At 55.3% G+C, this 12,266-nt stretch carries 10 protein-coding genes; 3 read left to right on the top strand and 7 right to left on the bottom strand.

What is annotated here, in order from left to right:
* Positions 1-143: 143 nt before the first annotated feature.
* A complete protein-coding gene (gene ppa, locus AC13CY_RS05510; RefSeq protein ID WP_228168596.1) occupies positions 144-674 on the bottom strand; it encodes an inorganic diphosphatase in 531 nt (176 codons plus the stop codon).
* Positions 675-1,024: 350 nt separating this feature from the next.
* Between ppa and AC13CY_RS05505 the strand changes: the two genes are divergently transcribed.
* Positions 1,025-2,740: a bifunctional protein-serine/threonine kinase/phosphatase gene (locus AC13CY_RS05505; RefSeq protein ID WP_044627993.1), complete on the top strand. Its 1,716-nt coding sequence runs from the start codon at positions 1,025-1,027 to the stop codon at positions 2,738-2,740.
* 110 nt (positions 2,741-2,850) lie between these two features.
* On the opposite strand, the gene AC13CY_RS05500 is transcribed toward AC13CY_RS05505, so the two are convergent.
* Both AC13CY_RS05500 and rnt read right to left on the bottom strand, forming a co-directional pair.
* Positions 2,851-4,110, bottom strand: coding sequence for a 6-phosphofructokinase (locus tag AC13CY_RS05500; RefSeq protein ID WP_044627992.1), 1,260 nt, complete (start codon positions 4,108-4,110; stop codon positions 2,851-2,853).
* A gap of 212 nt (positions 4,111-4,322) precedes the next feature.
* A complete protein-coding gene (gene rnt / locus AC13CY_RS05495; RefSeq protein ID WP_044627990.1) occupies positions 4,323-4,994 on the bottom strand; it encodes a ribonuclease T in 672 nt (223 codons plus the stop codon).
* Positions 4,995-5,206: 212 nt separating this feature from the next.
* Between rnt and AC13CY_RS05490 the strand changes: the two genes are divergently transcribed.
* Positions 5,207-6,427 (top strand): argininosuccinate synthase, encoded by a 1,221-nt coding sequence (locus AC13CY_RS05490; protein ID WP_044627989.1) that lies wholly within the window; start codon positions 5,207-5,209, stop codon positions 6,425-6,427.
* Between the two features lie 51 nt (positions 6,428-6,478).
* On the top strand, positions 6,479-6,811 hold the full coding sequence (locus tag AC13CY_RS05485) for an HlyU family transcriptional regulator (RefSeq protein ID WP_044627988.1): 333 nt from the start codon (positions 6,479-6,481) through the stop codon (positions 6,809-6,811).
* Between the two features lie 34 nt (positions 6,812-6,845).
* Here AC13CY_RS05485 and AC13CY_RS05480 read toward each other — a convergent pair whose 3' ends face one another.
* The 4 genes from AC13CY_RS05480 to AC13CY_RS05465 are packed head-to-tail and all read right to left on the bottom strand — an operon-like array spanning position 6,846 to position 12,224.
* Positions 6,846-9,581, bottom strand: coding sequence for an ATP-binding protein (locus AC13CY_RS05480; protein WP_074210640.1), 2,736 nt, complete (start codon positions 9,579-9,581; stop codon positions 6,846-6,848).
* A 2-nt stretch (positions 9,582-9,583) separates the two neighbouring features.
* Complete coding sequence (locus AC13CY_RS05475) at positions 9,584-9,790, bottom strand: hypothetical protein (RefSeq protein WP_054641187.1); 207 nt, start codon at positions 9,788-9,790, stop codon at positions 9,584-9,586.
* A complete protein-coding gene (locus AC13CY_RS05470) occupies positions 9,787-11,844 on the bottom strand; it encodes a 3'-5' exonuclease (protein WP_074210639.1) in 2,058 nt (685 codons plus the stop codon). Before AC13CY_RS05470 ends, AC13CY_RS05475 begins: the two co-directional genes overlap by 4 nt.
* On the bottom strand, positions 11,841-12,224 hold the full coding sequence (locus tag AC13CY_RS05465) for a response regulator transcription factor (protein ID WP_074210638.1): 384 nt from the start codon (positions 12,222-12,224) through the stop codon (positions 11,841-11,843). The genes AC13CY_RS05470 and AC13CY_RS05465 overlap by 4 nt, the downstream gene beginning before the upstream one ends.
* Positions 12,225-12,266 lie beyond the last annotated feature (42 nt).

The raw sequence follows: 12,266 nt of genomic DNA, 5'->3' as shown, positions 1-12,266 counted from the left end.
GGTGCAAAGAGGCAGGATAGCGCACCTGCTGAGATTAGCGCATTTACTGCGGTGACGTGACGCGGTGCTTCATGCTCCGTTAATGTAAACGCAAAAGGCCGCCTCTCTAAAGGCGGCCTTTGCAATCAGTGTCGTGACGCTAATTACGCTTTTTTGTAAGCTGCGGCCGACTTTTCAATGGCCTTGCGAGCGGCTTCAACGCCTTCCCAAGACTCAACTTTGACCCACTTGCCTTTTTCGAGGTCTTTGTAGTTCTCGAAGAAGTGAGCAATTTGCTGGCGCAGCAGTTCGGGGAGGTCAGTCACTTCCTGCACGTCATCATACAGCGCTGAGAGTTTCGGGTGCGGCACGCATACCAGCTTGGCGTCTTCGCCGGCTTCGTCGGTCATGTTCAGAATGCCCACCGGACGCGCGCGAATGATGCTGCCAGGCGCTACTGGATGAGGGGTCACTACCAGCGCGTCTAGCGGGTCACCATCGTCGGCCAGCGTATGCGGGATAAAGCCGTAGTTGGCCGGGTAGAACATGGGCGTGGCCATGAAACGGTCAACGAGGAGGGCACCCATATCTTTGTCGATTTCATACTTAATCGGCGCGTGGTTAGCAGGAATTTCGATCGCCACGTAGATATCGTTGGGCAGATCCTTTCCAGCGGGGATGTTATCAAAGTTCATCGTTGGTTCCTTGGCTTGGCTTTTCTTACCTATTGCAGAGCGCAGTAGCTAAGCAGTTGATGCATTGCATTAATGGTGAAGAATTATACGAACATGGTCGATAGATTACCAATGCGACATAGGTGTTTAGCGGCGTGGATGTTGAAGTTCATTGCGATTTACGGGGATGTCTCATATTAGTCGGCTTGATGCACTTCCAGGCAGTCACGCGCCATGAGTAGGGTTTTTGTACCGTTCGCGACTTTTGGTGGGCATCGTTTCACTGTGCCAGCGTGTATGATAGCCCTGTGTGGTTGTGATGTTAGTGAAATGGTAGTTGCGATGGTGAGCCGTAAGCCTAGGAGGATGAGTTGGCGCACGCCCAGTTGCTAATTAGTTATGGTCAAGCGTTTGTTGCCCCGGAGCGGCGGCAGCACCGCAGCTCAATGTCGGTGCGCCTGCCGGAAGCACCGCTGTTAAAAGTGAAGGGCGGCTGTGCGGTGATTAGTGACTCGATTTCCCGCAATACCATGGCCAAGCAGGCGGGAGATTTGAGCGTGCGCGGGTTTCTTGCGGATTACTACTCGACGCCTGAACACTGGGATACCAAAACCTCGGCTACCCGTGTGCTGCGTGCTCTTAATAGTTGGTGCTACAGCCAGAGCCAGCATGTTAAAGAGGGTGGCTTTGTTTCCTCACTCTCCGCGATGGTGTTTTTGGGCCGCGAAGGGCATCTGTTCCATATGGGCGATACGCTGGTATTTCGCTTACGTGGTGCCGAGTTTGAGCAGCTCACTCGTGACCATGTGACCGACGTAGGCGGCTATCGTTATCCCTCCCGCGCTTTGGGGATGGATGGCAGCGTCGACATCGACTACACCCATCTAGCGCTTAAACAGGGCGACCTGTTCGTATTCACTACCCAGGCGGTGCGCGGCACGTTGATGCCGTCGGACTACGTGCGGCTTATTCGCCAAGACGCCAGCGATTTGGATGCCGCCTGCGAGCGTTTGGCCAGTGAGGCAAAACAGCGTGCTCAGGAGCGCGGTTACGGCGGTGATCAGTTCTGCTTCCAACTATTGCGCATTGATGAGCTACCCGAAGAAGAAACCGACCATCCTGGCATGCTCTACGGTGATCTGCCCATCCCCCCTGAATTAGCTCCTGGCGAGCGCCTTGATGGGTTAGAGGTTCAGGCCGTGCTGTCACGAAACGCCCAATCTCGCGTTTACCGAGTCCGTGATGTGCATAGCGATCGCGTGATGGTGATGAAAGCGCCCAGCCCGGAACTTTCGCTGCGTAACGCCTATTTAGAGCATTTTTTGCTGCAGCAGTGGGTGGTAGAGCGGGTGAATTCACCCTTTGTAGTGAAAGTCATGGAGCCCTCGCGCCCACGTCGCTATCTCTACTACCTCATGCAGAACGTGGAAGGTGAGACCTTGCGCCAGTGGGCGGAGCGCCACCCGCAAGCAAGCCTTGTTCAGCGCTTGGACATTGCCAATCAGTTGGGCAAAGCGGTTCAAGCACTACATCACCGCGATATTATCCATCAGCAGGTTACGCCAGATAACGTGCTGATTGATCAGCATGGAAAGGTAGTGCTGGCGGATTTTAGCGCCTGCCACATGCGTGAAGTGGATGGACATCGTCACTCAGGCGAACTGCTTCGCCAAATCGGCTTTAATGAACACACGGCTCCAGAGTACGCCCTGGGCGACAGTGTGGGGCGACGCAGCGATCAGTACTCGCTGGCATCCACGGTTTATTGGCTGTTAACCGGAGAGCTGCCCTATACCTTGACGCCGAATAAGCTGCGCTGTCATACCGATTTAGAAGAGCTCAGCTACCGTAGCGCCCGTACCACCAACCCGGAGATTACCCCCGCGTTGGATGAAGCGCTGCGCCGAGCGCTGGACCCACAGCGGCCGCTGCGCTTTAGGCGCATGTCGGAGTTTCTTCACGCGCTACGTATCCCGTTAGGACGGATGCCTCAGCGAGAAGAGCCGCGGACGGAGTCCCGGCGCTTTTGGCAAGGCGTAGCGGGCATTTTGCTTTTGCTATTGGTGCTTTCCTGGCTGCTGCGTTAGGAAAGCGTCCGGTGGCCAACTCTAATTCAGGACGGGACACATCAATTAAGAAGGGGCGATGACTGGTCATCGCCCCTTTTTCTAAACCAGCGTTTCAGCCAGCCGAGAAGTTACAGTGTGAATTTAGGCAGCTTCTGCTCCACTTTCGCCAGCTTGAGCTTGGCGACTTTGGGCAGGCCATTCTCGAACGGAGGGAAGTCTTCGCCTTGGATCAGCGGCGAGAGGTAGTCTCGGCACGCTTGGGTAATGCCAAAGCCGTTCTCGCTGATGAAATCGCGAGGCATGAATTTCTCTTGGTTGGCAATTTGCGACAGCGGCGCAGAAATCACATCCCACTGGTAGGGGGTTTGTGAAATACGGCGGATCGCCGGCATCATGGAGTTCTTGCCTGCCAGTGCCAGCGTCACCGCTTCACGGCCCACTGCGTATGCTTGCTCAACGTCGGTTTTTGATGCTAAGTGGCGAGCCGCACGCTGTAGGTAGTCGGCCACGGCCCAGTGGTATTTGTAGCCTAAATCTTGCTTGATCATACCGGCCAGAGTGGGCGCAACGCCGCCTAGCTGGCGGTGACCGAAAGCATCGGTGTTACCCGCATCTGCCAGGAAGGTGCCGTCTTCGTAGCGCGCGCCTTCGGATACGACGATCACGCAGTAGCCGTACTTCTTAACGCTCTCATCCACTCGTGCCATGACCGCTTTACGGTTAAAGGACACTTCCGGAAAGATAATCAGGTGTGGCGGCTCGCCTTCACCTTCGCCTGCCAGTCCGCCTGCGGCGGCAATCCAGCCCGCATGGCGGCCCATCACTTCCAGCACGAACACTTTGGTGGACGTGGCGCACATGGAGGCGATATCCAGCGATGCTTCACGGGTAGACGTGGCAATGTACTTTGCGACGCTGCCAAAACCGGGGCTGTTGTCGGTAATGGGCAGGTCATTGTCGACGGTTTTAGGAACATGAATCGCGGTCAGCGGGTAACCAAGCTTTTCTGAAAGCTGTGAGACCTTTAGGCAGGTGTCGGCGCTGTCACCGCCACCGTTGTAGAAAAAATAGCGGATATCGTGCGCTTTGAAGACTTCGATCAGGCGCTCGTACTGGGCGCGGTGGGTATCAATATCCTTCAACTTGTAGCGGCACGAACCGAACGCACCGCCAGGCGTATGACGAAGTGCCGCAATGGCATCATCACTCTCTTGGGTGACATCGATCAGGTCTTCCGTCAGCGCACCAATAATGCCGTTATGGCCGGCATACACCTTGCCGATTTGGTCGGGGGCTTGCCGGCAAGCTTCGATAACGCCGCAGGCGCTGGCATTTATGACGGCGGTAACGCCACCGGACTGGGCGTAAAAGGCATTATGCTGGGCCATGGAAACGTCTCATCTCCTGAAAACGGGTGGTTTCATCGTTATTGACGGCAAGCGTTCGCTCCCTTGCTTGCCGATGCTTCACAGGCGCACTGAAAGTCGCCCTGTGAACCAAGCGCTCATAAATGACGCAAAGTTTAGCGTAAAGCTATTTCTGCTGCATTACATGCTGTTTCAAACCCGCCGCTGCGGGGGTTTTTAGCTGCCTGCGCGGATTACTCATCGCTACCGTCCAGCGCTTGTTCACGCTGGGCTAGTCGCCAGCCGCCCAAATCTTTATAGCGGTTAACCATTGCGCAAAACAGCTCAGCCGTGCGCTCGGTATCGTAACGCGCGGAGTGGGCTGCTTTGTTATCAAACTCAATGCCTGCCGCACGGCACGCTCTGGCCAGCACAGTTTGACCATACACAAACCCTGCGAGCGTCGCCGTATCAAAGCTTGAGAAGGGGTGAAACGGATTGCGTTTGATGTTGCAGCGGTTGGCTGCGGCATTCAGAAAGCCGTGGTCGAAAGCGGCATTGTGGCCGACGAGGATCGCTCGCGAGCAGCCGTGAGCTTTTAACGACTTGCGAATGGGGCGAAAGATTTCGCCCAGCGCCTCGGATTCGCTAAGCGCCACTTGGCGACGCAGCGGGTCATCCAGATTAATCCCTGTGAAGTCTAACGCCGACTGCTCGACGTTGGCGCCCTCAAAGGGGTGGATGTGATACGCATAGGTCGCGTCAGGCAGTAAATTACCGTCCGGGTCCATGGTGAGGGTGACAGCTGCAATTTCCAATACGGCGTCCGTTTGGGCATTAAACCCACCCGTCTCCAAATCAATGACAACCGGTAAATAACTGCGAAAACGCTGGGCCATCAATTCGCGGGCAATTGCCTCGCTCATGCAGCTCTCCTTAGTAAAGCGAGTAGTCGGTCAGAATCAGCGGCGAGTGTTTGCCGCTATGGTTGGGTGATTCTAGCAGCTTTACCCCTAAGGCGTCGTTGACGGTATTCGCTGAGCATTGAGAACGCTATACTGACGGTTTGAATAAACAGGTAGCGCTGGCTTAAGGGCGCTACCCTTTCTAGTGAACTGCTTTTTACAAGGAGCAAAGAATGTCCGATGTCAAAAAGGTTGTGCTGGCATATTCAGGCGGCCTGGACACATCCGTAATCGTTAAGTGGTTGCAAGAGACCTACAACTGCGAGGTAGTGACCTTTACTGCCGACATCGGTCAAGGTGAAGAAGTCGAGCCTGCTCGTGCCAAAGCGCAAGCGCTAGGCGTAAAAGAGATTTACATCGAAGACCTGCGCGAAGAGTTCGTGCGTGACTACGTCTTCCCGATGTTCCGTGCGAACACTATTTATGAAGGTGAGTACCTGCTGGGCACCTCTATTGCTCGTCCGCTGATTGCCAAGCGCTTGATCGAAATTGCTAACGAAACCGGTGCAGACGCTATTTCTCACGGTGCGACGGGTAAAGGTAACGACCAGGTGCGTTTTGAGCTGGGCGGCTACGCGCTGAAGCCAGGCGTTAAAGTCATCGCGCCATGGCGCGAGTGGGATCTCACTTCACGCGAAAAGCTGATGGCTTACTGTGAAGAGCACAATATTCCGGTCGATTTCTCCAACAAGAAGAAGAAATCTCCCTACTCCATGGATGCTAACCTGCTGCACATCTCCTACGAAGGCGGCATTCTGGAAGATCCTTGGGCCGAAGCCGAAGAAGACATGTGGCGTTGGAGCGTTTCTCCTGAAGCCGCGCCAGAGCAGCCGACTTACGTTGAGCTGACGTACGAGAAAGGCGACATCGTTGCGATTGACGGCGAAGCGCTGAAGGCACATGAAGTGCTGGAGAAGCTCAACAAGCTGGGTGGCGATAACGGCATTGGCCGCCTGGATATCGTTGAGAACCGCTATGTGGGCATGAAGTCGCGTGGCTGCTATGAAACGCCAGGAGGCACGATCATGCTGCGCGCTCACCGCGCGATCGAGTCACTGACGTTAGACCGTGAAGAGGCTCACCTGAAAGATCAGCTGATGCCCAAGTATGCCGAAGTGATCTACAACGGCTATTGGTGGAGCCCTGAGCGCCGCATGCTGCAAGCTGCTATTGACGAGACGCAGAAAAATGTCTCGGGTGTTGTACGCATGAAGCTCTACAAAGGTAACGCTACGGTAGTCGGTCGTAAATCTGAGCAGTCGCTGTTTGATGAGTCTATCGCAACGTTTGAAGACGATGCGGGCGCTTACAATCAGAAAGATGCCGAAGGCTTTATCAAGCTGAATGCGCTGCGTCTTCGTATTGCCGCGGGCAAAGGTCGTCAGCAGAGCTAACGTTCAACAGTGGCCAGCCTCAGGGCTGGCCACTGCGTAACAGGAGCCGTTATGTTTAAGAAGTTGCTTTCAGGCTTATTTGGTTCGCAGGGCGGTGGTAACACGAGTACTGGCACCAAAGCGGCTGAACCGGTGGAGTATAAAGAGTATTTAATTATCTCCCAGCCCGATAACCAAAGCGGCCAGTACCGCGTGAGCGGCTGGATACGCAAACCCGATAGCCAAGGTGGCGCACAAGAGCACCGGTTTGAGCGTTCCGATATGTTGCCGGGGCGTGAGGCTTGTGATGCACTGATGGTGTCTAAAGCGCAGCGTTACATCGACGAGGTGGGCGATGCCATGTTCGAGCCCGACCCCCGCCGCGATAGCAGCACGGCTAGCTAATTATGGGCGTCCATTAGGGCGCGCGCCTCATTGTTTACATAAAAGAGGCTTTCGGAAGTTCCAATACCATTTTGGTGCCACCTAATGGGGATTCGGTAGCCCATAGTTTGCCACCCAGGTGGTGAATTATAGCGCGGCTAATGGGCAAGCCTAAACCGCTGCCTTTGGGTCGGCCTTTTTCCGTAGTGTGCTCTCTCAGCTGGAGTTGATAAAACTTTTCAAAGACGTTTTCACGCTCTGACGGGGGAATGCCTGGGCCGTTATCCTCGACGCTTAGTTGAAAGGTATTATCAACCGGATAAACCGATAACCTAATGTTTGGGTGCCGGGGAGCAGCAAATTTCCGTGCATTCTCCAGTAAATTAATAATCACCTGTTCAAGACGGTCCGGGTCGGCAGTGACTATGGCAGGTGACGCTTCCGCAAAGAACTCAAATTCGACACTCTGTTCGTCATGTAAGCGGAAAATGGCATCGCTGCTCTGTTTGGCTAGCTTGGTTAAGTCAACCGCCACTGGTTTCATGGTTAATCGGCCGCTTTCAAGTCGCGCTAAATCCAAGATCTCCTCAATAAGTCGGGAAAGGCGCTGGCTTTCCAGTACCATAATGCTGAGAAATTGTTGTCGTTTATCGGCCGCGATATCGGGTGTATCGCGTAAAATTTCTGCAAATGATCGTATAGATGTTAGTGGCGTGCGAAGTTCATGACTGATCATAGCGACAAACTCATCTTTCATGCGATCAAGCTCACGTAGCCGTTCGTTAGCGCTGCGTAGCTCTTCACCGACACGAGCTAGTTCCTGGGACTTTTGCTCTAATTGGCGGTTGTACTCTAAGGCCTGGGAGGTGGTGTCTAAAATAGTGAGCACTGACTCTACATCTACTGCTTCACCACGTAAGACCGAGTTGATTAATACGCTGGCGGATGCGCTACCTAGGGAGCCAGCCAATGCCTGTTCAGCACGAGTGATTAGTGCCTTAGACGCTGGCCGCTGATAAGCATCGGTCTCGGTATCAGGTTGTGCCGTTTGGGATGCAAAGACACGCTGAGTTGCCATACTTCCCAAATACCGAATTAACAGTGCATGGAGTGCGCCTTCGGTGGTTTCACCTTGCCAGAGTGAAGTGGTTTGCAGATTGGGGTGCATTGCCTCGGTAAATAGTGCGGCCTGAGTCTGCTCTAGTGGTGTAGGACGAGTGAATAATGATACGCCAATCAGCAAACTAACATTAACTAGCATGCTCCAAAACAGTGAATGCGTATAAATATCCCATCCGGTTAGCCCCAGCAGCGCGTAAGGTGATAGCCAACTGATTTCCCAAGGGCCCTGGGTAATTAACGTCTCTTTCAGCCAGCCCGACTGTGCAAACCCCGGCAGCAGCAGCGTATAGAACCAGATAAAAAATCCAGCGAGCAGCCCTAACGTTGCCCCCTGGCGCGTTGCCCCGCGCCAGTAAAGCCCGATGAGCAGTGCAGGGGCAAACTGGGCCACTCCCGCAAAAGAGACCAGTCCGATGGTTACCAGGCTGTAGCTATCGCCGATCAGCGCATGGTAGAGATAGCCCATGAGTAGAATCAGCAAAATGGCGATGCGCCGAATGTTGAGTAGCCAGTCGGCAAGCCGGCCATGGCGCTCAATATAAAGGTGCTTTACTTTCAGCAGCAGAGGCATAATGAGCTGATTGCTGACCATGGTAGAGAGGGCAATCGTCTCAACAATGACCATGCCGGTGGCGGCTGAAAGACCACCGATAAAGACTAACAGCGGCAAACCTTCTAGCCCCGCAGAGAGGGGCAGCGTGAGCACGAAGCTATCGGGATCGCCCTCGCCAAGTAGCAGCCCGGCTAAGGCAATCGGGATGACAAACAGGTTAATCAACAGCAAATAGAGCGGGAATAGCCAGCTGGCGCGATGGAGGTGCTGCTCGTCGACATTCTCCACCACGAGAACCTGGAACTGCCGGGGTAGTGTAAAGAAGGCCAGAAATGCCAGCAGCAGCATACCCACCCAGCCCGTTGCGCCGCCAGGTACGTTTTCTAGGCGCATGCTATTGATTAATGCTGGTGTAGCAGCGACTTCGGCCAAGAGGGCGCCTGGCCCTGCAAACATGATGAACGTGACAAATACGCCTACTGCCAGAAAGGCGATCAGTTTCACCAGGGACTCTACGGCAATGGCAGCCACCATCCCTTCGTGGCGCTCGCTGGCATCTAAGTGACGGGTGCCAAAAAGAATAATAAACACCGCCAGCACCATCGCTATCCAAAAAGAGCGGTCCATCCAGAAGCGTTCGTTCTCTAGCGTGATATCGGCACCCAGTGGGTAGTTCATCAGCACCGCATGACTCACCGTGATAGCTTTTAGCTGAAGCGCGATATAAGGGGTGATGGTGATGAGCGCCATGATGGCCACGAGTGCCCCTAAACGGGAGCTTTTGCCGTAGCGGGCGCTGATAAAGTCGGCAATCGAGGTAATGCGCTGCTGTGCGGCAATGCGCACCATTTTGCGTAGTGTAAAAGGGGCTAACAGCATCGCCAGTGTCGGCCCCAGGTAAATCAGTAGGAAGCTAGGGCCATACTGTGCTGCGCGGCCAACGCTGCCGTAAAACGTCCAGGCAGTACAGTAAACCGCGATAGAGAGGGCATAGACCGTAGGCGAGCCAATCAGCGAGCGGCCCTGTTCGGCGCGCCGGTCTCCCCAGGCGGCGACCATAAAGAGCAGGGCCAAATAGCAAAAGGCGGTACCAATCACTACCCAATCGCCGCGCATGGTCATGGTTCCTTGGGGGGCTCAACCAGCCAAGCGGTGAATCCAATGAGCGCTCCCCAAACGGCAAATAGGTAGAGCGGTAGCCAACCTAGCAGGCCCGGTAAACGATCAACAATAAGCAGCATCGGCGGGCAAAACATAAATAGTGCTAGCAGGGCCAGCGCGATGAGCCGTTCACGCCTGCGGGAAGGAGCGCTGAAGGGGTTCATGGTGCGCTGGCATCCTCTTTATCAAAGGCATTTGCCTGCAGGACAAGCAGCTCTTCCAGCGTATCAATGCCTCGGGCCTCGAGCCGTGGCAGCAGTGCTAGCCATAGCTCTGCGGTAACGCGGGCATCACCTAACGCCGTGTGGCGAGTGCCCGGTGGAAAGTGGAGGTCATAGCGCTTGGCAAGGGTGTCTAAATCGTGACCATCCAATGCTTCATCGAGCGCTTTTGAAATCAGCAGTGTGTCTAAAACAGGCATCGTAAAGTCAACGCCACGGTTGCTAATGGCCAGCATATCGAAAGCCGCATTATGGGCGAGCAGTACGGCCTCGCCAATGTAGTCTCGAAACAGGCCAAGCACCGTTTCAAGAGGGGCAGCGCCTGCGACATCCGCATCGGTAATGCCGTGAATCACCGTACTGGCAGCAGGAATGGCGCGCTTCGGGTCCACGAAATGATCAAACGCATCATTCGCCAGTAAACGGCCATTGACGATCCGGCAGGCGCCCAGGCTAATCACCGTGTCTCCTCGGCGCAGCTCAAGGCCAGTAGTCTCCGTATCAAACGCCACGATATCCAGGCAGCGTAGAGCTCTGCTAGCCAGAGCCTCGTCAGGCGCAGGCAGCTGTGCGATGCCAAAGTCATGGAATTCCGGCCGCGGAGGTGCAAGCTCACGAGGCGCTTGGGTTTGTGCAATCGTTGGTAGCGGCAGTCTCAGTCGTGCGTGGCGTTTATCCGCATCGGCAACACTCCAGATATCGGTGGCGTGCTGGCGCAGAATATCCGCGACTGAGGGGCTAAGCGGTAGCGTAGTCAGCGGGTGCTCGCGCCAAATGGTGAGCTCGCCTTCGGGGACGGGTGAGCCTTGCCAAATCAAGTCAACGTAAGCGCGTTTTGGGTTGAGCGTAATCTCACCTTCAAAACCGCTGCTGGGCAAGTGGCAGCGTAGGTGGTCTACCAACGAGTCAAACAGTTCAATGAGTGCTGGCGCATCGCCTTTAAACCAAGCGGGCACGCCGATAGGGGTGATTAAGCGGTGGGCCGGGTCAAGGCGCTCATCCAGCGATTGCCAAAAATCGTTGGACCAAATGGGTCTTAAGCGTTCGCCGTGGTACTGAAGATCGTCCAGCAGCGAGCCAATCTCCGCGACGTGCTTGTTTAATGCTTGGCTCTCATCGTGCACTACTTGCTCTAAACGTGCTCGTAGCTCAAGCGACGTTTCTGAGGGGGGGATTTGACGTAGCGCATCAGCGGCGCTGCTTAAGCTGGCGGAGTGCTGGCGAAGTGGCGGCAATAGATGATTAAGTTCGGCCCGCACGCCCATTTCATTATTCCAGGTGGTGGTCGCATCGCTACAGGTTACCAGCGTTTCGCGTTCACTGCCGGGGACCCGGCGAATGACAACCTTTAGCCAGCGCTGGTCACTGGGAGCGAGCATTTCCCGAGGCGAGCCATCGTCGGGCAGTTGTGCCATGGCGTTGGCGAGGGTAGCTGTTGGCAGCAGGGCATCCAGGCGTTTACCAAGCCCCAGACCGGTATTACCCGCAAAGAAGTTTTCGGCAGCCTGATTAAACAGCATTACCCGCCGGTGCCGGTCGCAAAGTAACAGCGGTGTTTCAAGCACCTGTAGCAGCGTTTCAAGCTCTTGGCGTATACGCGATGCGCTACGCGCTCCTTCTGCATGGGCGGTGGCGAGTCGTGAGCGGTCGGCGCGCCAGCTCTGGCTGAGGCGCCGCAAATCGGGGCCGAGCCCCTTCAGCCAGCCTTCGGGGGTGTTTTCGTCCTGGGCATCCGGATTGGCTACCCAGCGTGCCAACTGGGCCTGAAGGTGGCGCAGCGGGGTGAACAGCATGCGTTCGAGCAGTAGCCCGACCAGAAAAATCGTCATGCCGCCAGAGAAGCTGCCCAACCACAGCGCGGCGCGGGCAATTCCCGACAGGTCCAGCTGAGCATCGAGCCAGGCGGCAAAAATAGCCCCGCCAAGCAGGCTGATGCCGCTCAACAGCAGCCATACGCCCATGAGTCGCTGGCGTTTGGGTAACCCTTTGCCGGTCATGGCGTTCGCTCACCCAACAGGGATTTGACCTTTTCCACCAGTTGCTGAGTGGAAAAGGGCTTGGTCACGTAGTCGTCTGCTCCCAGCGCCAGGCCTTTCTCACGCTCTACTTCGCGGCCGTGGGCGGTCAGCATGATGACAGGCAGCCGCTGGGTCGTTGCTTGTTGTTCACGCTGGCGCAGCTGCTCGAGCACTTCGAAGCCGCTGATGCCGGGCAGGCTGATATCCAATAACAGCAGGTCGGGGGAGGCATCTTTCAGACGTAAAAGTGCGCTTTCTCCATCCTCGGCAGTCACTACTTCGAGTCCGGCCTGGGACATCAAGAACTCCAGAGACAGGACAATATTGGGTTCATCGTCGACCACTAAGACTTTGGCCATGGAGGGCTCCTGATAACGCAACGTTATTATTGGTTCTTGAAG

The sequence above is a fragment of the Vreelandella sp. L-15 genome, assembly GCF_056857635.1.
This window is presented reverse-complemented; position numbering and strand designations above follow the sequence as displayed.